At 72.8% G+C, this 24226-nt stretch carries 24 protein-coding genes; 6 read left to right on the top strand and 18 right to left on the bottom strand.

From position 1 onward, the window contains the following. The 11 genes from AB0I79_RS14565 to AB0I79_RS14515 all read right to left on the bottom strand — a co-directional run bounded on the left by AB0I79_RS14565 (nucleotide 1) and on the right by AB0I79_RS14515 (nucleotide 12523). The gene (locus tag AB0I79_RS14565) at nucleotides 1–780 is read right to left on the bottom strand and encodes an electron transfer flavoprotein subunit beta/FixA family protein (protein ID WP_357872074.1); all 780 of its coding nucleotides are present in this window, start codon (nucleotides 778–780) and stop codon (nucleotides 1–3) included. Nucleotides 781–1000: 220 nt separating this feature from the next. Further along, nucleotides 1001–2200, bottom strand: coding sequence for a serine/threonine-protein kinase (locus AB0I79_RS14560; protein ID WP_357872071.1), 1200 nt, complete (start codon nucleotides 2198–2200; stop codon nucleotides 1001–1003). Between the two features lie 35 nt (nucleotides 2201–2235). Continuing rightward, a complete protein-coding gene (locus AB0I79_RS14555; RefSeq protein ID WP_357872069.1) occupies nucleotides 2236–4047 on the bottom strand; it encodes a serine/threonine-protein kinase in 1812 nt (603 codons plus the stop codon). A gap of 16 nt (nucleotides 4048–4063) precedes the next feature. After that, on the bottom strand, nucleotides 4064–6076 hold the full coding sequence (locus AB0I79_RS14550) for a protein kinase (RefSeq protein WP_357872067.1): 2013 nt from the start codon (nucleotides 6074–6076) through the stop codon (nucleotides 4064–4066). Nucleotides 6077–6208: 132 nt separating this feature from the next. Continuing rightward, entirely contained in the window at nucleotides 6209–6721 is a 513-nt protein-coding gene (locus tag AB0I79_RS14545) for a YbaK/EbsC family protein (RefSeq protein WP_357872064.1), read from the bottom strand. Nucleotides 6722–6782: 61 nt separating this feature from the next. Next, nucleotides 6783–8357, bottom strand: coding sequence for a flavin monoamine oxidase family protein (locus tag AB0I79_RS14540; protein WP_357872061.1), 1575 nt, complete (start codon nucleotides 8355–8357; stop codon nucleotides 6783–6785). 112 nt (nucleotides 8358–8469) lie between these two features. Further along, on the bottom strand, nucleotides 8470–9324 hold the full coding sequence (locus tag AB0I79_RS14535; protein ID WP_357872059.1) for a M55 family metallopeptidase: 855 nt from the start codon (nucleotides 9322–9324) through the stop codon (nucleotides 8470–8472). Further along, nucleotides 9309–10520 (bottom strand): DUF6395 domain-containing protein, encoded by a 1212-nt coding sequence (locus AB0I79_RS14530; RefSeq protein WP_357872056.1) that lies wholly within the window; start codon nucleotides 10518–10520, stop codon nucleotides 9309–9311. The genes AB0I79_RS14535 and AB0I79_RS14530 overlap by 16 nt, the downstream gene beginning before the upstream one ends. Beyond that, on the bottom strand, nucleotides 10511–10879 hold the full coding sequence (locus tag AB0I79_RS14525; protein ID WP_357872053.1) for a hypothetical protein: 369 nt from the start codon (nucleotides 10877–10879) through the stop codon (nucleotides 10511–10513). The genes AB0I79_RS14530 and AB0I79_RS14525 overlap by 10 nt, the downstream gene beginning before the upstream one ends. Before the next feature lie 189 nt (nucleotides 10880–11068). Next, on the bottom strand, nucleotides 11069–11842 hold the full coding sequence (locus AB0I79_RS14520; RefSeq protein ID WP_357872050.1) for an enoyl-CoA hydratase-related protein: 774 nt from the start codon (nucleotides 11840–11842) through the stop codon (nucleotides 11069–11071). 21 nt (nucleotides 11843–11863) lie between these two features. Next, entirely contained in the window at nucleotides 11864–12523 is a 660-nt protein-coding gene (locus tag AB0I79_RS14515; protein WP_357872049.1) for an endonuclease, read from the bottom strand. 101 nt (nucleotides 12524–12624) lie between these two features. Between AB0I79_RS14515 and AB0I79_RS14510 the strand changes: the two genes are divergently transcribed. Continuing rightward, nucleotides 12625–12909, top strand: a complete 285-nt coding sequence (locus AB0I79_RS14510; RefSeq protein ID WP_357872047.1) for a Fe-S cluster assembly protein HesB — start codon at nucleotides 12625–12627, stop codon at nucleotides 12907–12909. 83 nt (nucleotides 12910–12992) lie between these two features. On the opposite strand, the gene AB0I79_RS14505 is transcribed toward AB0I79_RS14510, so the two are convergent. After that, nucleotides 12993–13679 (bottom strand): rhodanese-like domain-containing protein, encoded by a 687-nt coding sequence (locus tag AB0I79_RS14505; RefSeq protein WP_357872045.1) that lies wholly within the window; start codon nucleotides 13677–13679, stop codon nucleotides 12993–12995. 81 nt (nucleotides 13680–13760) lie between these two features. On the opposite strand from AB0I79_RS14505, the gene AB0I79_RS14500 reads away from it, so the two are divergent. Further along, nucleotides 13761–15776 carry a CehA/McbA family metallohydrolase gene (locus tag AB0I79_RS14500; RefSeq protein WP_357872042.1) on the top strand — a complete coding sequence of 672 codons (2016 nt, stop codon included), beginning with the start codon at nucleotides 13761–13763 and terminating at the stop codon, nucleotides 15774–15776. A 42-nt stretch (nucleotides 15777–15818) separates the two neighbouring features. On the opposite strand, the gene AB0I79_RS14495 is transcribed toward AB0I79_RS14500, so the two are convergent. Beyond that, on the bottom strand, nucleotides 15819–16259 hold the full coding sequence (locus AB0I79_RS14495) for a PaaI family thioesterase (RefSeq protein ID WP_357872040.1): 441 nt from the start codon (nucleotides 16257–16259) through the stop codon (nucleotides 15819–15821). A gap of 116 nt (nucleotides 16260–16375) precedes the next feature. Between AB0I79_RS14495 and AB0I79_RS14490 the strand changes: the two genes are divergently transcribed. Continuing rightward, entirely contained in the window at nucleotides 16376–17128 is a 753-nt protein-coding gene (locus AB0I79_RS14490; protein ID WP_357872037.1) for a hypothetical protein, read from the top strand. Nucleotides 17129–17459: 331 nt separating this feature from the next. Here the strand turns inward: AB0I79_RS14490 and AB0I79_RS14485 are convergent, their stop codons facing one another. From AB0I79_RS14485 to AB0I79_RS14470, 4 genes are all read right to left on the bottom strand, one after another. Next, complete coding sequence (locus tag AB0I79_RS14485; RefSeq protein ID WP_357872034.1) at nucleotides 17460–17741, bottom strand: hypothetical protein; 282 nt, start codon at nucleotides 17739–17741, stop codon at nucleotides 17460–17462. Beyond that, nucleotides 17742–18362: an HNH endonuclease family protein gene (locus AB0I79_RS14480; RefSeq protein WP_357872031.1), complete on the bottom strand. Its 621-nt coding sequence runs from the start codon at nucleotides 18360–18362 to the stop codon at nucleotides 17742–17744. 135 nt (nucleotides 18363–18497) lie between these two features. After that, nucleotides 18498–19376, bottom strand: coding sequence for a 2-hydroxy-3-oxopropionate reductase (locus tag AB0I79_RS14475; RefSeq protein WP_357872028.1), 879 nt, complete (start codon nucleotides 19374–19376; stop codon nucleotides 18498–18500). A gap of 35 nt (nucleotides 19377–19411) precedes the next feature. Further along, nucleotides 19412–20191, bottom strand: coding sequence for a TIM barrel protein (locus tag AB0I79_RS14470; protein ID WP_357872025.1), 780 nt, complete (start codon nucleotides 20189–20191; stop codon nucleotides 19412–19414). Nucleotides 20192–20437: 246 nt separating this feature from the next. Between AB0I79_RS14470 and AB0I79_RS14465 the strand changes: the two genes are divergently transcribed. Together AB0I79_RS14465 and AB0I79_RS14460 are read left to right on the top strand one after the other, a co-directional pair. Beyond that, complete coding sequence (locus AB0I79_RS14465) at nucleotides 20438–21196, top strand: hypothetical protein (protein WP_357872022.1); 759 nt, start codon at nucleotides 20438–20440, stop codon at nucleotides 21194–21196. Then, a complete protein-coding gene (locus AB0I79_RS14460) occupies nucleotides 21189–22376 on the top strand; it encodes an XRE family transcriptional regulator (protein WP_357872020.1) in 1188 nt (395 codons plus the stop codon). The genes AB0I79_RS14465 and AB0I79_RS14460 overlap by 8 nt, the downstream gene beginning before the upstream one ends. Before the next feature lie 121 nt (nucleotides 22377–22497). Here AB0I79_RS14460 and AB0I79_RS14455 read toward each other — a convergent pair whose 3' ends face one another. Beyond that, nucleotides 22498–23136, bottom strand: a complete 639-nt coding sequence (locus AB0I79_RS14455; protein WP_357872018.1) for a TetR family transcriptional regulator — start codon at nucleotides 23134–23136, stop codon at nucleotides 22498–22500. A gap of 97 nt (nucleotides 23137–23233) precedes the next feature. On the opposite strand from AB0I79_RS14455, the gene AB0I79_RS14450 reads away from it, so the two are divergent. Beyond that, nucleotides 23234–24163 carry a zinc-binding dehydrogenase gene (locus AB0I79_RS14450; RefSeq protein ID WP_357872016.1) on the top strand — a complete coding sequence of 310 codons (930 nt, stop codon included), beginning with the start codon at nucleotides 23234–23236 and terminating at the stop codon, nucleotides 24161–24163. Nucleotides 24164–24226: the final 63 nt, after the last annotated feature.

Below are 24226 nucleotides of genomic sequence, written 5' to 3'. Positions count from 1 at the left end.
TCAGATGAACTTCTTGGACGCCAGGAAGTCGGCCGCCTTCTCGCCGCCGTCACCCTCGTCCTTGACGATCGTGCCGGCCGCGCGCGGCGGGGCCGCGGCGAAGTCGACGACCTCGGACCAGGCGGCAGCCAGGCCGACCTGCGCCGCGTCGATGGAGGCGTCGCCGATGGCGAGCGTCTCGACCGGCTTCTTCTTGGCCGCCATGATGCCCTTGAACGAGGGGTAGCGGGGCTCGTTGATCTTCTCCACCACGGAGACGACGGCGGGCAGCGGAGCCTCGACGCGGTCGTAGCCGTAGTCGGTCAGCCGCTGGATCGTGATCGCGCCCTTGTCGACCTCGACCTTGTTGGCCAGCGTGAGCTGGGACGCACCGAGCCGCTCGGCCAGCATCGCGGCCAGCACACCGGTGCGCGCGTCGGTCGACTCGGAGCCCAGGACGACCAGGTCGAACCCGATCTTCTTGAGCACCTGGGCCATCGCGTACGAGGTGGACAGCGCGTCGGAGCCGTGCAGCGCGTCGTCGCTCAGATGGACGGCCTTGTCGGCGCCCATGGCCAGTGCCTTGCGGATGGTGTCGGTCGCCTTGCCGGGGCCCATGGTCAGGACGGTCACCTCACCGCCGTGGGCCTCCTTGAGCTTCAGCGCCTCTTCGACCGCGTACTCGTCAAGCTCGTTGACCACGCCGTCAGCGGCGTCGCGGTCGAGCGTGTTGTCATCGGACCGCAGCTTGCGCTCGGTCGCCGTGTCGGGGACCTGCTTCACGCAGACGACGATGTTCATGGCCGGTGGCCGACCTCCCGTAGTTCGCGTGCGCCCCCGCCTCGCTGCGGTGGGCGCCGAAATGCATCTGTCCAGACTGCCAGGTGCCCGCCGGGCATCCGACAGAGGGTCTGCCGTGGTTCGCGGTTATGTTACCCATGGGTAGCTTACGCGCAAACCAGCAGCACGTGTGATCCGCGCGTAACCACCACTACCATACCGAACTTTATTCGGTTGCTGCTCATGCGGACAGCAGGAACACGACACCCACCACCAGAGCGGTGCCCGCGAACAGCGCCAGGGTGAAGGTGCTGAACGTCGCCGCCAGCCCGAAGCAGAGGCCGACCGCCCCCGCCACGCTCACCACATCGGCGATCAGGCGACCCCGCTTGAACGGGCTGCGGGAGAACAGCGCCACCCCGGCGTCGGACACGACACCCAGCGCGTACGCCGCCAGCAGGAAGAGCGACACCTCGGGCAGCGGCTCCCGGGCGGCGGCCGCCAGCAGCGACACGAACAGCCCCGAGCCGATCAGCCAGCGCCTGCGCACCTTCTCCCGGTGCCTGGCCCTCGACTCCTCGACCGAACGGCGGTAACGCTCCTTGCCGGGCCGCCACTCCATGGTGCTCATCTCGTCGGAGGCGGGCCGGGGAGTGGCGCGCGGCGCGTGCGGGACCGGTGCGACGCCCAGCCTGGCGCAGATCTGCGCGGCCGTGGGCCGCGCGGCCGGATCGGTGGTCAGGCACTCGCGTAACAACGGCTCCAGCCACTCCGGCACGCCCTCCAGATCGGGCGGATGGTGCACGACCCGGTAGGCGACCGCGGAGGCGGGCCCCTGCCCGTACGGCTGCCGCCCGGTGGCCGCGTACGCCAGCGTCGCCCCGAAGGCGAACACGTCGGCCTCCACGCCCACGGCCCGCCCTTCGAGCACCTCGGGGGCCAGGTAACCGGGCGTGCCGACCACCGCGCCGGAGGCGGTGACCGACAGCGAGTCGAGCGCGCTGGCGATGCCGAAGTCGATCACCACCGGCTCGCCCTCGGTCATCATCACGTTGGCGGGCTTGAGATCCCGGTGCACGACCCCGGCCTCGTGCATCGCGAGCAGCGCGTCGGCCAGCCCCGAGGCCAGCCGCCGCAGGTCCGCCACGGGCAGGGGGACGGAGCTGAGCGGGCGGCCCTGCACGTACCGGGTGACGAGGTAGGGCCTCGGGCCCTCCAGCGAGGCGTCGAGCACCTCCGCGATGTGCGGCCCGCCGACCATGCGCATGGTCTCCACCTCGCGCGCCAGCCGCGCCAGCGCCACGCCGTCGGCGGCGACGTGCGGATGCAGGACCTTGACCGCGACCGTCCGGCCCTCAGGGTCGAGCGCCAGGTGCACCTCGCCGAATCCGCCGGCCCCCAGACGGGAGAGAAGCTCGTACGGGCCGAGGCGCTCGCTCATACCTCATCTCTCCCCCGGGGGAACGGCGGGGACACTCAGGACCAGGGATTCAGCCACCCCAGCCCCAGCTCCTTGAGCAGATCGCCGATCAGCCCCGTGATCAGGCCGATCGTGCTCTGCCTCGCCTCGCTCGCCAGATCGTTGACCACCGACTCCGGCGCCCGCCAGGGCGCCCACGAGGTGTCCTGGCCCAGCGCGAACATCACCGCGAACAGCGCCGCCGTGCCCACCAGCACGACCGCCACCAGGGCGGCGCCGGGGCTGCGCAGCACGCCGGTGAGCGTACGCGTGACGGCCTTGCGGGGCGCGCTGCCTCCGGGCAGCACGAACAGCCCCGCGGTGAAGGCGCCCGCCGCGTACGCCGCGGCCTCGTTCACGCCCATCTGCCCGGCCCAGTACAGAACGCCCCAGACGCAGATGCCGAACAGCAGCGCCAGCGGCACGTGCACCACCGTCACGAGCGCGGACCTGACCAGCGCCCACGGCGTGCCGACCAGGGCGAGCAGCGGGTCGGCCGCGCTGCTCCCGCGCACCTGGCGGCGCTTGACCAGGTCGCCGAAGAGGTACTCGCCGATGCGCAGCACGAACGCGAGCGCGACGGCCACCGCTCCGGCCATGACCGGCATCATGACGGTCAGCGCCACCAGCGTGACCAGCAGCAGCAACCCGACCACCTGGCTGCCGAACAGGTACCGCTTCCGCTCCGAGGGCGGCGTGTACTGCGGCGGCGGGGTGTAGGGCCGCACCGGCGACGGCGAGGTGGGCGCCGGGACCAGCCGCCGGTCGGGCGGCGGGTAGCCGGCCACGCGCTGGTCGGGATGCGGCGCGGGCCTGGCGGGCATCGGCGCGGGCACGTACGGCGGCGGCCGCTCCTCGCGGCGCTTGGGCCGCTCCTCCCTGCGCTTGGGCCGCTCCTCGTGCCGCGTCGGGGAGGGCGGCGGCGCGGCCTGGCCGTACTCGACCGGCGGCAGCAGGTCGGAGAACGTGTCCATGGTCCGCGTACGGCCCACCGGCTTCGTCCCCGTCGGCCCCTCGTTGAACGTCGTCACCGACGGGTCCAGCGCCTTGGCCATCCGCAGCAGCTCCTGGGCGCCCGGCCGGTCCGACGGCTCGACCTGCAGCGCCCGGCTGAGCCAGCCGCGCAGCCACGCGGGCGCCTTGTCGATCTGCGCCCGCCCTTCCATGATGTTGAAGCAGACGGACTCGAACGTGCCCGTGCCGAACGGCGGCGCGCCGGTCGCGGCGAAGAACACCGTCGAGGCCAGCGCGTGCACGTCGGCCGCCTGGGTGATCTCGGAGTCGCGGATGATCTCGGGCGCCAGGTAGCCGGGCGTGCCCACGAACATGCCCGTCTGCGTCAGCCGCGTGGCGTTGACCAGGTGGGCGATGCCGAAGTCGATGACCAGCGGCCGCTCGTCGACCAGCATGACGTTGGACGGCTTGAAGTCGCGGTGGATCACGTCGGCCGCGTGGATGGCCACCAGCGCCCGGCAGAGCCCCTGGGCGAGCTGGATGACCTGGCGGGCCTCCAGCGGGCCCTCGGCCAGCACGGTGTCCTCCAGGGTCCGGCCCGGGGCGAAGCGGGTCACCACGTACGGCTGGCTCCCGACGAGCTCGGCGTCGATCACCTCCGCGACGAACGGGGAGCGCACCCTCCGCATCGTCTCGACCTCGCGGGTCAGCCGGTCGCGTGCCTTGAGGTCGGCGGCCACGTGGGGATGCAGCACCTTGATGGCGACTTCGCGTCCCTCACCGTCGAGGCCGAGATGGACGACCCCCATGCCACCCTCGCCGATCTTCCTGACGAGGCGATACGGGCCGAGGCGTTCTGGTGCTTGGGTGCTCATCGCCACCTTCCCCGCGTCATCCCCCGGAATTCCCCCCTAGCTGGTTGAGCTGCTCGGCCACTTCTCCGACGTCCAGCGGAGTCCATACGGCCTCCCCCTCAGGCTTGTCCCCGAACGTGCTGGATGCGAGGCCCAGCGAGAGCGCGGCACCCGCCGCGAGAACTCCCGCCATCACCATCGCCGCTGTTCTCGAGGGTACGAGCGATGAGAGCGTTCTGCGCATCTGCTTGCCCGGACCTTCGACCCCGGGGCCCGCGCAGACCGTCCACAGCGCGATCGCCGCGCCCCACGCCAGGGCGTAGTAGGAGTCCATCCCGGCCACCACGGTGAGCAGCAGGGTGACCGGGAGCCCCAGGATCAGCGCGTAGAGCACCAGCGCCAGCGTGATGCCCGCCGACTTGGCCAGCGCGCCCGGGTAGGCGAACACCCTGACCACGTCGAACGCCGCCGCGCCCGCCGCCCGCCGGGCGGCGAGCTGGGGCTGCGCTAGGTCGGCCGCGCGCAGCAGGACCGCGACAGGGATCGCCACGATCGCCACCAGCACGGGCTTGAACACGGCCGCGACGATCATCAGGATCAGCAGCATGGCGCCTGCCACGCCGTACGCCCTGGAACGCTGCAGCGGCTTGCCCGGCTGCGCGCCCGGGATGAACGGCTCCCGCTTGGTGCTCAGCCGGTCCGGCTGGGCGGGCGGGAACTGCGGCTGGGCCGGGATGTAGGGAGGCGGCTGCACCGGGATCGGGTTGGGCCGGCCGTAGTCGGGTGTCTCCGGCCGGCCGTCGGGGCCGACGACGGGCCTGCCGAGGTTCGGGCCCGACTGCGGGCCCGGGTTCATCCTGCGGTAGTCGGGCGACTCGGGGCGCACCCGCCGCGTGGGCACGTCGGTCTCGCCATGCGCGGGCGCGGCCGGGCCGTTGCCGGTAGCCGGCGGCGACTGCGGCGGGTAGACCCCGGCCTCGCGCTGGATCTGCCGCAGCTCCTCCGGCGAGACCCTCCTGGTCGGCCACGGGTCGGGCTGGTTGGGCAGCAGCGAGACGTACTGCTGCTCCTGCGGCTGCGGCGGCGCGGCCGGCTGCTCCTGGTTCTCCAGCAGCCGCTTGGGCGTGACCGGCGGCGTGGAGATCTCGTAGGACGGCCGCTCCGTCACCTGGGGCGGCGCGACCGGCTCGGGGCGCGGCTCCGGGCGCGGCTCCGGGCGCGGCACGGTGGAGATCTCGTCGGGTGAGGAGCTCTGCGCCGGCTTGGGCAACATCCGGGCGATCTGCTCGGCCAGCTCGGCGGCCTTGGGCCGCTTGGCCGGGTTGCGCTGGAAGGCCGCCTTGAGCAGCGGCCGCAGCTCGGCGGGGGCGGCGCTGATGTCGGCCTTGCCCGCGGTGATGTTGTAGAAGATCATCTCCAGCGTGCCCTTGCCGAAGGGCGGCTGGCCCGTGCCCGCGTACAGCAGCGTGCCGGCCCACGCGTGGATGTCGACCTCGGGGCCCGCCTCCTGGCCCTCGATGATCTCGGGCGCGAGGTAGCCGGGCGTGCCGATGAACATGCCGGTCTGCGTCAGCCGCGTCGCGTCGACCGCCTGGGCGATGCCGAAGTCGATGAGGACCGGCTCGCCGTCGAGGATCAGCACGTTGCCGGGCTTGAGGTCGCGGTGGATCACGCCCACCGAGTGCACGACGGCCAGCGCCGAGGCCACCCCGTGGGCGATCCTGAGCAGCGCGGGCAGGTCGAGCGGCCCGTCGTTCTTGACGATCTCGTCGAGCGGCGGCCCTGGCACGTAACGCGTGACGATGTACGGACGATGACCGGTCACATCGGCGTCGAGCACCTCGGCGATGTACTTGCTGCGCACCCGGCGCATGGTCTCGACCTCGCGCGAAAGCCGTCGCCTGGCGACCTCGTCACCGGCGACCTCTCCGCGCAGGACCTTGATGGCCACCTGCCGCCCCTGGGGGTCGACAGCGAGGTGGACAACGCCCATCCCGCCTTCACCGAGCCGCCTGAGCAGCCGGTAAGGGCCTAGTCGGTCATCGTTCATGGCATGAAGCACCATACCGGCTTAATCCCCGCCCACGAGATGAACCATGAGGCCACATTCCCACTCGTACAACGTCCAGAACGGCCTCATCGGTTTCCCATCCAACGGTCTCGAATCGGCCTCAGTTTGCCTTCAGCCGCCCAGCGAGAGCACCTCTGCCCTCTTCAGCCCGGCCAGCGCGGCGCCGGAGACGGCCAGCTTCGACCTGCGTACACCGCTGCCGATCACCACCCTCGGGTGCTCCGCGACGTGCGTGTCGACCAGGATCGGCCACTCCTCGGGCAGGCCGAGGGGCGTGATGCCGCCGTACTCCATGCCGGTCAGCTCGACCGCCTCCGCCATCGGGGCGAAGCTGGCCTTGCGGGCGTCGAGGTGCCTGCGCACCACGCCGTTCACATCGACGCGCATCGTCGCGAGCACCATGCACGCGGCATAACGCGTCTCGCCGCCCCGCTTGGCCGCCACGACGACGCAGTTGGCCGACTCGTCGAGGGTCACGCCGTACTTCTCGCAGAACGCCGCCGTGTCGGCCAGATCGGGATCGATCTCGGCCACCTCGACGCCCTCCACGTTCGGCACGGCACGGGCCACCGGATCGGCCAGCAGGTCGGTCCGTCCGGTCGCGGGCACCCAGCGCAACGTCATTCCATCTCCTCGATCGCCTCTCCCAGGAGCCTACTTGCGCTCCCGGGAGCAGCGGGCGACGTCACGGAGACTGCAGGACTCTCCTGTGCAGTTGGGTGACGGCGCCGCGGGCGGACTCCATGGCCCCCGCCTGCCAGGCGATCAGATGGGTGAGCCAGTCGCCCGCGAAGTAGACCCTCCCCGCGGGGCGTTGCAGAAGAGTGAAGGACGAATCAACGGACGGCCAGCGCACCCAGCCGCCCTGGATGTGCTCCTGGCGTTCCCAGGCGATGGAGACGCTGGACAGCAGGTTCTGGCGGTACTTCTCGCCGTGGATCTTCTTGCCCTGGGTGAGCGCCCTGCGCCGCCTGTCCTCCGGGGTGAGGGCGCCGTACAGCTCGGCGGCGCGCTCGGTGTTGTAGTAGCCGACGAGCAGGCCGCGCTCGGCGTGGTAGTCGTGCGACGGGTACCAGATGTGGGTGATGTCCAGGTCGGTCTCGGTGACGCCGCCGTAGATACGGTCCTCCAGCTCCCACCAGCGCCTGCCGTACTCCAGGCCGATCTTGCCTGCGGCGATCGGGACGGGGGTGCTCAGCGCGGCCGTGATCCGGGCGCCGAGGTTGTGCGGGATCTTGGCGAGGAGGTGGGGCGGGAGGGTGGCGATGCAGTAGTCGGCCTTGAGCGTGCCGCCGGTGTAGGTGACCTCGACGCCGTCGTCCAGGGTGGTGATGCCGGTGACCTTGGCGCCTGTCCTGATCCTGTCCTGGCCGATGGCCTGCTGGAGCTTGGTGACGATGGCGTCCATGCCGCCGACGGGCTGGAACATGGGGGTGGCCTGCTCGTAGCCGAAGTCGTTGGTGATGGCGCGGCCGGTGCCGGCGGCGAGGACCTGGTGGAGGGTGCCGGGGTCGGGCATGGGGATCCCACCGTCCATGGCCGGAAATTTCATGAAACCGCGGCGCGCGGAGCCCTCGTAGTCGAGCTTCGGGCCCAGGTCGCCGAACCGCCTGAGGAATTCCAGCAGGCGTTCCCTGTCGTCCTTGGTGAGCGCCTTGTCCAGGGCGCCGAGGTTCGTGGCCTTGGCCAGGAGTTCGGCGATATATCCGTACATGTCGGCTCGGGCGGTGCGGGCCCTGACCGTCTGGCCGTTGGTGTGGACGTAGGCCGAGGCGTTGTTGTTGATGAAGGTCTCGATGGGGATGCCCAGCTCGCGGCAGTAGTCGAGGGTCACCATCCACTGGGCGATGCGGCCGGGGCCGGCGTTGAAGTAGACGCCCGGGCCGAACCTCACGTCCTGGGCAGGACCGTTCAGCTCGGTCAGGCGGTCGCCGGCCCGCAGCGTGAGGTTCCGGCCGCCGGGCTTCTGCCGGGCTTCGAGCAGCGTGCAGTCGTAGCCGGCCTTGCCCAGCTCGTACGCGGCGGTCAGCCCGGCCACACCCGCGCCGATGATCACGACCTTGGCCGAGGCCCTGCCGCTCAGCGTGAAGTCGCCCTGGCGCGGCGGCGTGTACTCCTTGTCCTGCCCGGCGGGGGCCAGGCCGAGCGCGCCCATCGCGGCGTACATGGCGCCCGCGCCACCGGCCGCCCCGATCCCGACGAGCAGCCCCCGCCGGGTCAGCACGCCGCCCCTGCTCCTGGCCCCGGAGCCCTCGGACACAGGGCTCCCGGACACAGGGCTCCCGGACACAGGGCTCCCGGACACAGGGCTGTCAGACGCAGGGCTGTCAGACGCAGGACTGTCGGGCCCAGGGCTCTCGGAGCCGGGGCTGTCAGCCATAGGGCCCGCTGCCGCAGGCGACCTGGCCGGCGATGGAGGCGAACAGGCCGAACAGGGCCATGATCTGGTTGAAGTCGCCGGTGCTGAACTCCGTGTGCCGCGGGCCCGCCGTCGTCACGCCCGGGATCAGTGACACGGCCGCGGCGATGGCGGTGGAGTTCCACTCCACCCCGAGCGTGTACGGCGCCTCCACCACGTACGGCGTGAAGTCGTTCAACCGCCCCAGCGCCCGAGCCGTGGCCTCACGGATCCGGGTCTGGGCGACGCTCGGCGGCAGCAGCTCGGCCGAGAACTTGCCGATCCCCTTCTTCACCGCGACGGTCTCGACGTCGCCGAGCAGCTCGCGGGCCTCCTCGCCCACGGCCTCGTCCCCGGTCACCAGCACCACCGGCACCCCGTGGAACCCGGCGCAGGCCGCGACCAGCCGCGTCTCGCCGCACAGCTCGCCGTTGAGGTAGACGTTCTGGATCTCCTTGCCCATCCACGTGTGGTTGAGCACCCCGTGCGGCACGCCGGCGCGGGCGTGGTACCCCACGAAGCCCGCCGCCTGGAACGAGCCGTCGAGCCCGTGCGCCATGCGCTGCGCCTTGCCAGGCCCCCTGATCAGGCTCGCCCGGGGGTCGAGGAGGTCGATGCGGAGATTCTTGGTGGAGCCGTGGGCGTCGTTGACCAGCACGCCGCTCGCGCCCGCCTCGAAGGCGCCCTCGACGGCAGCGTTCGCGTCGGCCGTCATCAGCTCGCAGCCCCGCTCGTACCCGCGCTGGCCGGCGTGCATCTCCTCGGGGTCGGTCAGACCCGTCACGCCCTCCATGTCGACCGACAGATAGACCTTCACGCGCTCCCCCACGACTCGACCCTGCGCACCTCGGACTCCGTCATCAGCCCGACGTTCTCCTCCATGAACGCCGCCGCCTGCGCCCGCCACCGCTCCGGGATCTCCTCCAGGGCCGGCGGGTAGCAGCGGTCCAGCCAGCTCGTGGACTCCTCCGAGACGTCGAAGTAGTCGAGCGCCGGGGCGAACAGCGTGTTCTCGATCCCGGGAACGCGGGCCAGCCCGTACTGGATCATCTCCTGGCCCCCGTACGGCGGCTTCTTGAGGTACTTGCGGGCCATGGGGCGGTCGGCGGTGATCGGCGTGTCGAGCGGGCGGCGCTCCACGGCGGCCTGGATGAGCTCCTTGTACAGGCACTTGCCGCAGTTGCGGCACGGGCCGTCGGTGCCGCGCAGGCACCAGCGCACCTGCTCCCTGAGCGGCGAGCCCAGGGCCAGGCGCATGGTGACGGCCTCGCTCACGCCGCCCACGGGCAGCACGATGTGCACCCCCGCGGCGGCGAACAGGCGGCCCCACCTGCCGTGAGGGGCCCACATCGGGTTGTCGGGGGTGAAGCGCCACAGGTAGCGGCCGCCGCCGAGCCAGCGGGAGCCCATCTCGTAGCCGAAGCCCAGGCCGCCCAGCTCGAGCCGGTCGGCCAGGAGCAGGGCGCCGGCGGCCACCGCGTGGTGCTCGGGATAGCCGGGGCGGGGCTCGGCGAGGGTGTACTCCAGGTCGGAGGTGACCGTGCTCAGCTCGCGGCCGGTCCGCGCGGCCAGCTTGGCCAGCACGTCGGAGCGGTAGTGCGGCCAGCGGTTCGGGACGCGCGGGTGGGCGACCCGGCGGAAGTGCACGAACGGGGCCTCGGGGAAGATCGTCGCCGCCGCCACGGAGTCCGCGCCGCCGCTGTAGGAGATCGCCAGCCTGGCACCCGGCCGCCGGGGCTGCGCGCCCACCGGCCCCGCCTCGACCCCCCAGCCGTCGTGCAGCGCCTGCGCCAGCTCCGCCGAGACGGCCCGGTCGAACGTCATCCGCCTCCTGGTCCAGGGCGCGACGATCGTCCAGGCCGCCACGGCGTACAGGTCGGGGTGCGCGTCGCCGGGGACCCCGCCGATGGAGCACGAGTTGGTGGCCAGTTTGATCGGGTACTCGTCGGACGCCTGGCCGGTGATCTCGTCCTCCGGGTCGAGCCGGAAGGTCAGGGTCGTGCCGGCGCTCCAGGTCACGCGCACGGTTGCTCCTCGGGCCTGCCCGGCTCGTCGCGGCGGGCCCGCAGGTCGTCGATGGCCTGCCAGACCAGGACCTCGTTCTGCAGCACGCCGTCCAGCGCCTTGGCCGTCTCCTGGGCGAGCCGGTGGGTGTCGTCGAGCTTGGCCCTGAGCGCCGGGTCAGGCTTGGGGGCCGCCGCCGGGCGGGCGCTCCGCAGCCGTTCGACCTCGTTCTGCAGGGTCGCCATCTCCCGCCGCAGGGTCTGGACCTCCCAGAGCGCGTCCCGGATGTCCTGGCGGTGATCGGCGATGGAGATGTACCGGGAGTCGAACCATCTGCGCACGGCCTTTCTGAGCCGGGCAGGGACGGGGACGCGCATCATGAAACGCCACCATAGTGGCAAACCAACATCGAAATGGACGACCCTTACCGAATGCGTTGACTTCTCGTTGCACCCGGCGCGGCAGGCGATCTGCCCGGTTCTGGAGGAGACCATGTCGCCCGCCACGTGGCCGGTCCACATCGCGCGGCGACCGCCCTGACCATCGGCGAGCTGTTCGTCTGGGCCTGCCTACCGGCCCGTGAACTTGGGCTTGGTCTTCTCCGCGAACGCGCGCAGGCCGATCTTGGCGTCCTCGGTGGCGAAGAGGCCGGAGAACTGCAGGCGCTCGATCTCCATCCCCCTGTCGAGGTCGGTCTCGAGCCCGTGGTCCACGGCCTGCTTGGCGGCGCGCAGCGCGATCGCCGGCCCGCCCACGAAGGTGGCGGCCCACTCGAGAGCCGCGGTGTAGACCTGCTCGTCCGGCACCACCCGGTCGACCAGCCCGATGGCCAGCGCCTCGGCGGCCCCCACGTGACGCCCGGTGAAGATGAGGTCCTTGGCGCGGGCGGGCCCGACCAGGCGGGGCAGCCGCTGGGTGCCGCCCGCGCCGGGGATGATCCCGAGCAGGATCTCCGGCTGGCCCAGCTTGGCCGACTCGCCCGCGACCCTGAAGTCGGCGCAGAGGGCCAGCTCGCAGCCGCCGCCCAGGGCGTAGCCGGTGATCGCGGCGATGACCGGCTTGCCGATCTTCGCGACCGCGGTGAAGCAGGCCTGGAGCGTGCCGGAGTGGGCGGCCATGTCGGCGTACGACATGTCGGCCATCTCCTTGATGTCCACCCCGGCGGCGAACACCCGCTCCCCGCCGTACAGGATCACCGCCTGCACCTGCGGGTCGGCGTCCACGATGCCCGCCGCCTCGGCGAGTTCACCCTGGACCTGGCCGTTGAGGGCGTTCATCTTCGGCCGGTCGAGACGGATCGTGGCGATCTGGTCGGCCACCTCGACGCTCACAAACTCACCCATGTGATCGAACCTAACAGGTGCTCACCCGGCCGCCGCCGCGGACTTGACCGCGTCCACCGACTTCTTGCTGCGCGAGACCCGCACCAGGGCGGCCGACAGGCGGGCCAGCTCGTCGCCCGAGTGCGCCAGCTCCGCCAGCGGGCGGGCCTGGCGGGGCAGCCCGAGCTTGCCCGCGCCGTCCAGCACCCGCTTGTCCAGGTGCGGCGCGACCTGCGGCCAGACGGCCTGGGCCTCGCGCAGGAAGATGTCGGCCCCGGTCGGCCCGATGCCGGGGAACTCCATCAGCAGGTCCATGAGCCGCCGCTCGTCGCCGCCCGCCTCGTCGCGCAGGCGGCGCAGGTCGCCCTTCCAGCGGTCGATGATCAGGTCGGCGCCGTCGCCGAGCATCGTGGCGGTGCGCTCGTCGTAGCGGCGGTAGTGGCCGCGGCCCAGCGCGTCCACCCGGTCCTGCCAGCTCGCCTCGCGCATGCCCTTGGGCGTGCCGTACCCGGCCGCGAACAGCTCCTTGGCGGCGGCCACGGCGACCTCGGCCGAGATGCGCGCGCTGAGCAGGGTGGCCAGGACGAGAAGCTGGTAGAGCGGTTTCGGCTGGTCGGCCAGCTTGATGCCGGCTTCGGCCGCGTACGTGCGGCCGTAGCGGTCGAGCAGGACGTCCAGCACGGCTCCATCCTTCTTACCCATGCCGCTGCGCCTACCCGGGACCCGCCCGAGCATGCCGGGGCGGTGTTTGGGCTGGTGGAGGCGGGGGAGGCGGAGTTCTCCCGCAAGTGAAGGAGCAGGCCGTGCTGACTTTGACCGACAACGCCGTGGAGGCCATCCGGGATCTCATGGTCGGGGAGGACGTGCCTCCCGATGCCGGCCTGCGCATCTCGCCCAAGGCCGACGAGGCGGGCACGCTGGAGGTCTCGCTCGCGAGCACCCCACAGGCCGGTGACCAGGTGGTGGAGAAGGAGGACGTGCGCGTGTTCGTCGCCGAGGACGCGGTGCCGATCCTCGATGACAAGTCGCTGGACGCCCAGCCGGGCAAGCCCGGGCACCCGACGTTCCGCCTCGACCGCCGGACCTGACGCCCCGGCCGGGCGGGGTCCCGGCCTGACCGGTGGATCCGTCGGCGGGTCGGGACCGGGCCGGCGGGTCGGGGCCGGGACCGTCAGCCCTGGTCGGAGTCGTTCTCGGGCGGGCGGGTGTCGCCGAGGCCGAACAGGCCCACCAGGGTCCCGTCCGCCTGGGTGACCACCACGTGGTCCACCTTCGCCTGGTCCATGCGCTGGACCAGCGGGTCGATCTCCTCGCTCGGGCGCACGGTGGTGGCGCCGACCCGCATGACGCTCTCGGCGGTGCCGTCGAGGTCACCGCCCCTGAGCTCGCGCGAGCCGATCACGCCCTGGACGACGTCGTCCTCGTCCACCACGACGGCCAGCCCTGCCGGGTCGGCGATGATGCGCTCGGTCAGCATGCCCAGCGGGTCGTCCAGCCCGGCGGTCACCGGGTCCCTGCGCACGTTCCTGGACACCAGGGCGGCGTGGCCGTCGTACGGCAGGTCGGCGGACAACCAGTCCATCTTGCCCACCCCGTAGTCGTACACCTCGCCGAACCCCAGGCGTTCGAGCCGGTGCGCGGCCCGCGGGCTCAGGTCGCAGAGCCAGTCGTGGCAGTACACGATGACCGGGCGCCCCCGCTCCAGCGGCGGCGAGCCGTCGATGCGGCCCAGCGGCAGGTTGACGGCCCCCGGCAGGTGCGCCCACTGGTACTCACGCTCCGGCAGCACCTCGACGAGCTGCGCCTGCCTGGTGGCGAGCAGGTCGTGCACGGCCTCGCGATCGATGATGTGCGTCATGACCTCCCCGTACCCAGAGTCGGAGGACGCAGCGGACGATTCGTGTCACGATGACGGCGCGTCCTCTTCAGGGAGTATCCGATGTGTGACGATCCGCTGCTGCCTCCCGCCGTCGCCGCCGCACTGGCGGACTACCGATCGTTGCGGAACACCTTCGACGTCCGCTGGGGCGAGCCGCCCCTGGGATACGTGGTGCAGGCCTGGGCCACCGTCTTCCTCGACAACCGCTACGGCTACTGGGCCGCGGCCCTGCGCCAGGCGGCCGAGCACCATCCCGGCGTGCCCGCGGAGGACCTGGAGGACTACCTCGGCGAGGTGGACCCCGACCGGGTCGTGCGCGACGCGCTCGGCGGTGACGTGCTGGACAACCTGGCCGCGCTGCGCCTGACCCCCGAGGGGTGCCTGCTGGAGGCCGACACGCAGGTGGTGCTGGGCGACAGTCCCTTCCGTACGGGGCTGCTGCTCGACTCCAGCCGGGACGAGCCGGTCACCGTGGTCGTGGACGGGATCCCGTACACCCTGGGGCCGCGCGCCGCCAAGGTGGTCGAGGTGGCCGAGTCCGTGCTGGTGGGCGGGCGGCCGGTCGACCTGTCACCGCTGAGCAGGCGGGCGGAGACGGCCGTGATCAGGGTGCGGGCCGGGTTCCCCTGCCGGTGGAGCGTCATGGGGGCGAACGGGCAGGGCTGGTATCCGCGGGGCGTCCCGCCCAAGCGGGACGCGCACCGGCGGCCGTACTTCCACGGCGACGATCTCGTGGTCGAGGTGCCCGCCGAGCCGATCACCGTCGGCGTGGCCAGGGGCATGGAGTACACCACCGCCGAGATCGTGGTGACCCCGGAGGCCGGTGCGGCGACGCTGGTCGAGCTGGCCCCCGAGCGGCTGTACGACGCCGCCGCCCGCGGCTGGTACGGCGGCGACCTGCACGTCCACCTGAACTGGATGGGCGAGGAGCCGGCCGCGCCCGCCCTGGCCGCCGCGGCGCAGCACGGCGAGGACCTGCACGTGCTCAACCTCGTGGCCGGCAACGTCGCCGGCGAGCGGGTCTACGACGTGGAGGCGCTGGAGCACTGGGCGGGCAAGGACCTGCCGTGGTCCGACGACCGGCACCTGGCCAGGCTCGGCGTCGAGTACCGCAACGACGTGATCGGCCACTGCACCGCGTTCGGGCTGCGCGAGCCGCCGCGCCGCTACCACTCGGGCTTCCGCGGCACGGCCGACTGGCCGCCGAACGCCGTGGCGCTGGAGGAGCTGCGGGCGCTGGGCGGGGTGACCGGGTACGGGCACCCGTTCCACACGCCGTTCGGCGACGACGACCCGCCGGACGTCGTGATCGACCGCGGGCGCTCGTGCGCGGCCAGGGAGATCGTGGCCGACGCGGCGCTCGGCCTGATCGACACCCTCGACGTGCTCAACCACTCCTCGATCGCGGCCACCGCCGCCGTCTACCGCCGCCTGATCGGCGCGGGCAACCGGCTGGCGGTCACGGCCGGCACCGACGCCGTGCTGTCGTTCTGCCGCCGCGGCACGGCCTCCTCCCCGCCCGGCTGGGAACGCGTGTACGCCAACGTCGCCGGCCCGCTCACCGCCGAGTCGTACGCCGAGGCCATCCTGCTCGGCCGCACCTTCGCCACCACCGGGCCGTGGCTGGAGCTGACCGTGAACGGGCACGGCCCCGGCGACACGCTGCAACTCTCGCCCGGGCAGCGGGTGGAGATCGCGGTCTCCTCGATCGGGCCGGAGGTCGAGACGCTGGAGATCCGCACCGCGGACGGCGTGCTGGCCCAGGGCCCGCCCGGGCGGCTGACGGCCTTCGTGTCGGTGCGCGAGCCGACGTACGTGGTCGCCGTGGCCTCCGGCGGGCCGCACCCGCGCAGCATGCACCGCTCCGGCGCCTACGCCCACACCAGCCCGGTGTACGTGGACGTCGCGGGCGGGCACGTGGCCAGGGAGGCGGACGTGCGGTGGTGCCTGGCTTGGCTGGACCGGCTGGAGGTGGTGCTGCGCAGGTTCGGCACGTTCGAGACGCCCGAGCAGCTCGGCGACCACCTGGCCCTGTACGAGCGCGCCAGGGAGGTCTACCGGCGACGGCTCACCTGAAACGCCCCTGCCCGCGCTCGCCTGATCGTCGCGCCCGGCCGGTCACGCCTGTTCGATCGTCTGGATGTACGCGGTCGCGGTGGCCACGGCGACGGGCTCGCCGTCGGGGGCCAGCAGTTCGCCGGACATGAAGCACACCTGGCGCCCTCGCCGTACGACCCTGCCCCGGCCCACCAGCCGGCCTGGGCGGGCCGGGCGGAGGAACTGGACGTGCAGGTCGAGCGTCGGCGCGAACTGCCCGGGCGGCAGCGTCGCGACCAGCGCGGGCCCGAGCGTGTCGTCGAGCATCGCCGCCAGGAAGCCGCCCTGGACCACGCCCATCGGGTTGGTGAAGCTCTCGCCGGCCGTGAACGCCACCTCGATCGTCCCCTGGCCGGGATCGACGTGCAGCAACTCCCAGCCGAGGGTGGTGGCGGCGGGAGGCGGGGCCGCCCGGCCGGCCATCACGTCCCAGAACGGCCCTTCGCGCGTGGGTGTCTCCATGCGGGCCATTCAACGTGAGGGCACCGACAGATCCGGGATGGTGGCGCCGTGCGCGTGGGCTGGTCTGCGGAAATCGGGCCTCGCACACTCGGGGTTAGGCTGCTGTGAGGAAGCCGATGGACGAGCAGAGGAAGGCGGCTGACCGCATGAGCGCGCCGGGCCATCTGACAGCGGAGGCCGGAAGGGACCAGGGGGCCATGCTCGCCGACCAGGTGAATCGCATGATCGCACTGGCGGAGGAGGCGCGGTCGGAGGAGACGTGGGCGTTCGACGCGCTCAGCCGGTTCGTGGCGGGGTGTGCGGGGCTGGGGCTGGATCCGCTCGCGGCGGTCGAGGGGGCGGGGGGTCGCGACGCGGGCGGCGGCGGTGCTGCGGCGCACGCTGCGGTCTCGGACGGGCTGACCCGCGATGCGGCCGCGGACGAACGGGGGCCCGGTACGACCGCAGGCAAACGGACGCCCGGCACGACCTCAGGCGAGCGGACGCCCGGTACGACCTCAGGCGAGCGGACGCCCGGCACGACCGCAGGCGAGCGGACGCCGGACACGGCCGCTGGCGAACGGACGCCCGATGCGGCCGCCGGGCCGGAGAGCGGTGCGACACGTGATCGCCTGCTCAAGGTGCTCGACGACATCGTGCGGGCCGGCCACGACGAGGGTGCGCTGCGTGCTGACGTCGGCGTGGGGGATGTGGTGGGGGTCGTCGGGCTGCTCGTGCGGGGGCTGCCCACGGTGCCCGCCGGGTTGGGCGAGGAGCTGCGGGAGCGGGCCGCGCGCCTGGTGCTCGCCGGGATGCGCGCGCACCCTGCGCCGACCCCGCCGGGCGCGGCGCTGACGGCCGAGGAGCTGGCCCGGCACGTTTCCGGATAGGGCCCGGGCGCCGTCCGCATTGCGCCGAGCCCCACCGCACAACGGCCCGCCGACCCGGCCCATCAAGACAACGCGCCGCCACCGGGCACGCTGAGGCGACGTGCCACCTGGCGCGCCGAGGCAACACGCCTACACCCCGCCGCCGACGCGACGAGTCGCCAGGTGCGGTGCCGAGGCGGCACGTTGCCGCACAAGGGTGCCGGGCCGGCGCGCCGCCGGCCCGGCGCGTCGGGCGGCGGGCTGGCGGCGGGCTGGCGAGCCGGGCCAGTGGGTGGACGGGCCAGCGAGTGGACGGGTCAGGTGGTGTACGGGTTCAGGTGAGTGGACGGGTTCAGGTGGGTGGGTGGAAGCCGGTCAGGCCTTCGGGCATGCCGCGCCGTACGGCCTGGACGATCTCCTGGTGGAGGCGCGGGCCGGGGTCGGTGGCCCGCCCCAGGGGGCTGCCCTCGACCTCGTACCACTCGTCGGCGTCCAGGTACTGCACGCGTACCGTCACCCGGCCCCCGGCCACCACCGTCCGCACCGTCACCTCACCGGTGATGACGCCGACCTCCTCGGTCATCACCCCGCCGGGCCCGGCGACGACGCTGCTCTGGTAGGTCTCGGCGCTCACTCAGGCCCCGGTGTCCCCGTAGCAGGTCGCCACCATCTCGGTCAGCGCGTCCCGTTCGGCCTCGGTGACGGTGAGGTCGTAGCGGGACTTGACGTCGATCCAGGCCCGGCTGTAGGTGCACCAGTACGAGCGCAGCGGCGGCTTCCACTGGTCGGGTGACTGGTCGCCCTTGGAGCGGTTCGAGGCGGCCGAGACCGCGAGGAGCTGCGGTCCTTCGAGGTCGTTGGCGAACTGCCTGCGGCGGGCGTCGGTCCACGTGTTCGCGCCCGACCGCCACGCCTGGGCCAGCGGCACCATGTGGTCGATGTCGAGGTTCGAAGCGTCGGTGAAGTCCTTGCCGTCGTACACGCTGTGCCAGGTGCCGCTGATGGCCCGGCAGTTCTCGTCCTGTTTGACGTCGACGCCGTCGCGGGCGAGCACGGTCTCGCGGGTGTCGCAGGAGTGTCCCTGCGACGTCCAGTGCGGGAAGCGGGCGCGGCTGTAGCCGGCCATCGAGCGGGGTTCGGCGATGGCGAGCTGGTGGAGCTGCGCGTAGGCGGCGGGGGCGGAGAGGGTGGGCGGGAGTTCGGCGGGAGATGCGGCGCCCGCGCCGGCCGCCGGAACCAGGGCCAGGATGGTCATGGTTGCGGCGGTCGCCGTGCGGGCGGGCCATGATCGCGATGAGAACATGGCCCACGACTACTGCAATGATTACGCTAAGTAATCAATGACGGGTCTCACTTGTCACTTAGAGTGACGGAATTGGGTTCGGCTTGATCAGGCGGTGCCCGAGAGGCGTTCGACGCCGCGGAGCAGCGCCGAGTGGTCGAGGGCGCCGTCGCCGACCGCGTTCGCCGACGCGACGAGCTGGGCCACCAGGGCGCCGAGCGGCAGCACGACCCCGGCCTCGCGGGCGGCCGAGGTGACGATGCCCAGGTCCTTGTGGTGCAGCTCGATGCGGAAGCCGGGCTCGAAGGAGTGGCCCACCATGTTGGCGCCCTTCTGCTCGAGCACCGCGGAGCCCGCCAGGCCGCCGCCGAGCACTTCCAGCGCCGCCTCCAGATCCACCCCGTACGCCCGCAGGAACACCACCGCCTCCGCCAGCGCCTCGATGTTGGCCGCCACGATGAGCTGGTTGGCGGCCTTGACCGTCTGGCCGGAGCCGCTCGGCCCGACGTGCACGACGGTCCTGCCCACCGCCTCGAAGACGGGCCTGGCGGCCTCGAACGCGTCCGCGTCCCCGCCGACCATGATCGACAGGGCCGCGTTCCTGGCGCCGGCCTCCCCGCCCGAGACGGGGGCGTCGAGGTGGCGCAGGCCGCGGCGGCCCGCCTCCTCGGCCAGCTCGCGCGTGACGTCGGGGCGGATCGAGGAGAAGTCGATGATCAGCGTGCCGGGGGCCGCGTGCTCGAAGACGCCGCCGGGGCCGGCCAGCACGTCCTGGACGTCGGGAGAGTCGGGCACCATGAGCGCGACGACCTCCGCGCCCGTCACGGCGTCGGCGATCGACTCCGCAGCCCGCCCGCCGGCCGCCGCCAGCGGCCCGGCCTTCTCGGGCGTGCGGTTGTAGCCGGCCACGGCGTGCCCGGCCTTGACCAGGTGTACGGCCATGGGGCTGCCCATGATGCCGAGGCCGATGAAGGCGATGGCGGTCACGTCGAAAGATCCTTCCGTGTCGAGTTCGGTGGGCGTCACGCGGACGGCCGCTGCTCCCTGGGCAGCCAGGCGAACGCGTCCGGCCCCTTCGCGAGATATTCGAGGCCGACGTGCCCGTCGTACCCGCCGGCGCGCACGTCGTCGATCCACTGGCGCAGCGGCAGCTCGCCGCTTCCCGGCGCGCCCCTGCCCGGCGCGTCGGCGATCTGTACGTGGGCGACACGCGATCCGTACCGCTCGATGACGGCGGGCACGTCGTCACCGTTGACGGCCAGGTGGTAGAAGTCGGCGAGCAGCCCTGCCCCCGGCACGCGGTCGAGCACGGCCACCGCGTCGGCGGCCGTCAGCAGCGGGTAGCGCGGCGCGCCGCTGACCGGCTCCAGCAGCACGGTGCCCGGCACGCCCGCCACGCAGGCGGACAACATCTCGACGGCCAGCTCGTCCTGCGCCTCGGCGCCGGCCCCGTCGACGCGGTTGCCGTACAGGGCGTTGAAGGCGCGGCAGCCCAGCCGCTCGCCGATGGCCGCCACCACGGGGATGTTGTCGAGCAGCTCGCGCGAGCGGCCCGGCCATGACACCACGCCGCGGTCGCCGCCGGGCATGTCGCCGGCGAAGAAGTTGAGCCCGGTGAGCCGGACGCCGGCGTCCTCGATCGCGCGGACGAACGCGTCCACGTCACGGTCACCCGGCACCGCCACCGGCCACGGCCACCAGAACTCCACCGCCGTGAACCCGTCGGCCGCCGCCGCGGCGGGGCGTTCGAGCAGCGGCAGGTCGGTGTAGAGGATGGAGCAGTTGACGGTCCACTTGGTCACGCGCGGGCCTCTTCCCGATTCTTCACGGTCCGGTCATTCGCGGCGGAGCGGGCTCGGCAGGCGCTGCCGCGCCCGCTCGGGGTCGCCGTCGCCGATGCCTCCGAGTATGTCGTCGTGCTCGTGCAGCGCGTTCATCGGGTCGGTGGTGCGGCGCGGAGGGACGGCATGGGGCAGGTGTGCCGTGCGGGCAACATGAAGCCGGAGCGGGTCTATGATGTTGGAAAGTAAAGCGGCGGGAGGTCGGGCATGCGGATGTCCCAGTGGGCCCACGACACGTTCGGGCAGCGCGTTCCCCTGATCAGACAGGGCATCGCCGAGGCGCTGTCGGTGGCGCTGGAGAACGCGCTCGACGCCCAGAAGGTGGCGCAGACCGATCATCTGCATCCGTTCGGGTTCACGCTGATGTCTCGCAAGTTCGAGGCGCTGGCCGAGGCCTTCGAGGACCTGGGCGACGTGCGCGTCGTCAAGCCCGGCGGCTCCCAGCACGAGCTCGTCGTGCTCGACGGCAAGCTGCTGTTCCCGTTCCGCTACGCCAAGGACCGCTCGATCAGCGTGATGAGCGCGCGCATCGGCGACGGGCGGCCGTCGGCGCTGGTGCAGGCGCTGTTCAACCGGTTCGGGCCCGAGCCGCGGATGCGGCAGCTCGCGCTGCACGACGTCGCGCCGCACGCCGTCCCGGTCGCCGAGGCGCTGGGCGACCTGCCGGAGGACACCCGGCTGGTGCTGATCGCCTACGCCTGCAACGCGCACGCCGGGCTGCTCGACGCCTGGTGGGGCGAGGCCGAGCTGCTCGACCGTACCGGCAGCCTGCGCTGGCACCACTGCGAGGAGATCCCGCTGGTGCAGGAGAGCGCGGCGCCCGCCCGGCGCGAGGGCGAGGCCGCGGCGTTCGACCAGGGGGTGCCGCCCGCGCCGGCGCTCAACCCGCGCAGGGGCGCCGCGCACCTCGGGGCGCCGGTCGCCGAGCCGCTGCCGTTCGGGCCAGAAGCCGCCAGCGGTGCGTGACTCCGGCACGGGCGGGCGGCCGCCGCGTGACGCGGGCGGCCGGAGTTCCAGGGTGGGCGGGCCGAGCCCGCAGGCGGTCGCCGACGCGTTCGACGCCACCCGCCTCACCCAGGCCCGCCACCTGGCCGCGCTCACCAAGAAGGAGGTCGCCGAGCACCTCGGCGTCTCCCCCGCCGCGGTCGGCCAGTACGAGTCCGGCGTCACCCGGCCCCGCCCCGACCTGATCCCGCGGCTGGCCGAGGTGCTGTCGGTGCCGGTGGCGTTCTTCCTGTCGGGGCGCCCGCACGGCAAGCTCGACGGCTCCATGGCGCACTTCCGCAGCCTCCGCTCCACCCGCGCCTACCAGCGGGCCAAGGCCGTGGCCTTCGTCGAGCAGGTGTGGGAGCTGACCTACGCGCTGGAGAAGCGCGTCCAGCTCCCCCCGGTCGACCTGCCCGGGTTCGCGGGCGGCGAGATGCACTCCGACCTGCCGCGCGACCCGGCGGGCGCGGCCCGCGCGCTGCGCGCCCACTGGGGGCTGGGCACCGGCCCGATCGGCCATCTCGTGCGCCGCATGGAGTCGCACGGCATCGTCGTGGCCTTCCCCCGCCACGACCCCGACGCGGTCACCGTCGACGCCTTCTCCACCTCCAGCCTGCCGCGGCCGATCGTGGTGCTGACGCCCAACCGGTTCGACGACATCTACCGCCACCGCTTCACCGCGGCCCACGAGCTGGGTCACCTGGTGCTGCACGGCGACACGGCGGCGGGCGACCCGCAGCAGGAGCGGGAGGCCGACGCGTTCGCGGCCGAGTTCCTCACGCCGCGCGACAGCATCCTGCCCCAGCTCCCGCTCCGCGCCGACCTGCGGCGGCTGGCCGAGCTGCGGCTGACGTGGGGGGTGTCGGTCGACTCGCTGCTCTACCGGTGCAGGGAGACGGGGCTGCTGTCCGACTCCGCCGCCGGCCGCGCCTACCAGCGCCTGGCCGCGCTGCGCGACCAGCCGGGCTTCACCAACGAGCCGGTCTCCGGCTATCCGGGCGAGCAGCCGGTGCTGCTGGCCCAGGCGTTCGAGCTGGCCGGCCGGGAGAGCGGGCTGAGCGTCGCCACGCTGGCGCAGGAGCTGGCCTGGCCCATCGCCCGCGTACGCGAGCTGATCGGCCTGCCCGACCGACGCCCTTCGCTGAAGCTCGTGCCCTAGCGATCCGCGCCGAGGTGCGGCCCGCAGGCGATGGCCGATGAGCGCGGGTGATCCGAGGCGCGGCCCGCGGGTGAGCGCCGATGAGCGCCGATGAGCGCGGGTGAGCCGAGGGGGCGTGCGGTCAGCGTGCTTCCGGGCGGGAGGTGGCGGTCAGCGTGAGGCTTCCGGGCAGGGCCGCCACCGCGTCGCGGACGCGGGCGGCGAGCGCCGGCACGGACGGCGGGTCCCCCGCCTCGGCCGCCCACCCGCCGACCGCGACCCGCCACGCCGCCACCAGCATGTCGCCCGCCAGCCGGGTACGCGGATCGTCCGGCAGGTCGAGCCGCCGGTGCAGCACCTCCACCACCGATCCCATGGTGCTCTCGCAGAAGTGCAGGTTGTGCGCGTCCATCGTGGACGTCTCCTGGGACAGCCGGTAGCTCAGCACGGCCCGCCCGGCCCAGGCCTCGTCGGCCACCCGCTCCAGCGCGGCCAGCAGGGCCGCCTGCATCTGCTCCACCAGCGGCCGCCCATCGGCCGGGATCGTCTCCAGCTCCTCCAGGAAGACGCCCCACATGTCATGCAGCGGCGCCATCGCGACGTCCTCCTTGCCGGCGAAGTACCGGAAGAACGTGCGCTTGGACACCTCCACCTCCTCGCAGAGCTCGTCCAGGGTGACCCCGCCGAAGCCGCGGCTGCCGAACAGGTCGAGTGCGGCGTCGATCAGGGCCTGCCGGGTGCGCTGCTTCTTGCGTTCGCGCAGGGGCGGTGCGGAGGTCATGCAGGGAAGTGTAGGCGAGCGGCGAACGCCACTTGCACGCTTATGCCGCTGAGTGGCATAAATGAGCCGTTGTCCCCTTCCTGAAAGGCGCGAACCCATGCGTGCTCTGCTGATCGACCACTCGACCCCCTCCGGCCTGCGCCTCGGCGAGACCGCCGATCCCGTGCCCCAGCCGCACCAGGCCCTGGTCCGGGTGCACGCCACGTCGCTCAACTTCGGCGAGGTCAAGCACGGCATCGAGCACGCCGGCGACGGCGCCGTGCTGGGCTGGGACGCCGCGGGGGTGGTCGAGCGCGCCGCGGCCGACGGCTCCGGCCCGGCCGCCGGTACCCCGGTGATCACCATCGGCTACGACGGCGCGTGGGCGGAGCTGCGTGCCGCGGACACCTCGACGCTCGGCGTCGTACCGGCCGGGGCCGACCTCGGGGCGATCAGCACGGTCCCGGTGGCGGGCGCCAGCGCGTTGCGCGCGTTGCGCAGGATCGGGCCGCTGCTGGGCAAGCGGGTGCTGGTGACGGGCGCCACGGGAGGTGTGGGCCGGTACGCCGTGCAGCTCGCCCGCCGCGCCGGCGCCCACGTCATCGCCTCGACCGGGGACCCGGCGGGGCACGGCGACGGGCTGCGCGCGCTGGGCGCCCACGAGGTGGTCGCCCGCCCGGAGCTGGTGGACGGCCTGGTGGACGGGGTGGTGGACAACGTCGGCGGGCCCCAGCTCGTGGCGGCGTTCGACCGGCTCGCGGCGCACGGCACGCTGGTCTCGGTCGGCCACGGCACGGGCGAGGCGGAGGTCTTCCCGTTCGGCGCGCTCTTCGGCAACGAGGGCCGGCACGACCGCTCCGTCGTCACCTTCTACCTGCTGGACGGCGCGGACCTGGTCCCCGACCTGACCTGGCTGGCCGCCCGCGTGGCCGCCGGCGACCTCGACCCGGGGATCTCCTGGCGCGGCGAGTGGAAGCGGGCGGACGAGGCCGTCGCCGCCCTGGTGGAGGGCCGGTTGCACGGCAAGGCGGTGCTCGACGTCGGCTGACGGGTTGACCTGAAGCAAAGTTGAGGTTGCACCCTCGTAGGGAGCAACCGGACAGAGCCCTAC

Source organism: Nonomuraea sp. NPDC050202, from assembly GCF_040656115.1.
Taxonomy (GTDB): domain Bacteria; phylum Actinomycetota; class Actinomycetes; order Streptosporangiales; family Streptosporangiaceae; genus Nonomuraea.
The sequence above is the reverse complement of the archived record's forward strand: the minus strand, read 5'-3'. Positions and strand labels throughout refer to the sequence as shown.

Bases quoted from the DNA above. Each gene is read 5' to 3' on its own strand.
- AB0I79_RS14565 (WP_357872074.1), bottom strand. From the start codon at position 780: ATGAACATCGTCGTCTGCGTGAAGCAGGTCCCCGACACGGCGACCGAG.
- AB0I79_RS14560 (WP_357872071.1), bottom strand. From the start codon at position 2,200: ATGAGCGAGCGCCTCGGCCCGTACGAGCTTCTCTCCCGTCTGGGGGCC.
- AB0I79_RS14555 (WP_357872069.1), bottom strand. From the start codon at position 4,047: ATGAGCACCCAAGCACCAGAACGCCTCGGCCCGTATCGCCTCGTCAGG.
- AB0I79_RS14550 (WP_357872067.1), bottom strand. From the start codon at position 6,076: ATGAACGATGACCGACTAGGCCCTTACCGGCTGCTCAGGCGGCTCGGT.
- AB0I79_RS14545 (WP_357872064.1), bottom strand. From the start codon at position 6,721: ATGACGTTGCGCTGGGTGCCCGCGACCGGACGGACCGACCTGCTGGCC.
- AB0I79_RS14525 (WP_357872053.1), bottom strand. From the start codon at position 10,879: ATGATGCGCGTCCCCGTCCCTGCCCGGCTCAGAAAGGCCGTGCGCAGA.
- AB0I79_RS14520 (WP_357872050.1), bottom strand. From the start codon at position 11,842: ATGGGTGAGTTTGTGAGCGTCGAGGTGGCCGACCAGATCGCCACGATC.
- AB0I79_RS14515 (WP_357872049.1), bottom strand. From the start codon at position 12,523: ATGGGTAAGAAGGATGGAGCCGTGCTGGACGTCCTGCTCGACCGCTAC.
- AB0I79_RS14505 (WP_357872045.1), bottom strand. From the start codon at position 13,679: ATGACGCACATCATCGATCGCGAGGCCGTGCACGACCTGCTCGCCACC.
- AB0I79_RS14500 (WP_357872042.1), top strand. From the start codon at position 13,761: ATGTGTGACGATCCGCTGCTGCCTCCCGCCGTCGCCGCCGCACTGGCG.
- AB0I79_RS14495 (WP_357872040.1), bottom strand. From the start codon at position 16,259: ATGGAGACACCCACGCGCGAAGGGCCGTTCTGGGACGTGATGGCCGGC.
- AB0I79_RS14490 (WP_357872037.1), top strand. From the start codon at position 16,376: ATGGACGAGCAGAGGAAGGCGGCTGACCGCATGAGCGCGCCGGGCCAT.
- AB0I79_RS14480 (WP_357872031.1), bottom strand. From the start codon at position 18,362: ATGACCATCCTGGCCCTGGTTCCGGCGGCCGGCGCGGGCGCCGCATCT.
- AB0I79_RS14465 (WP_357872022.1), top strand. From the start codon at position 20,438: ATGCGGATGTCCCAGTGGGCCCACGACACGTTCGGGCAGCGCGTTCCC.
- AB0I79_RS14455 (WP_357872018.1), bottom strand. From the start codon at position 23,136: ATGACCTCCGCACCGCCCCTGCGCGAACGCAAGAAGCAGCGCACCCGG.
- AB0I79_RS14450 (WP_357872016.1), top strand. From the start codon at position 23,234: ATGCGTGCTCTGCTGATCGACCACTCGACCCCCTCCGGCCTGCGCCTC.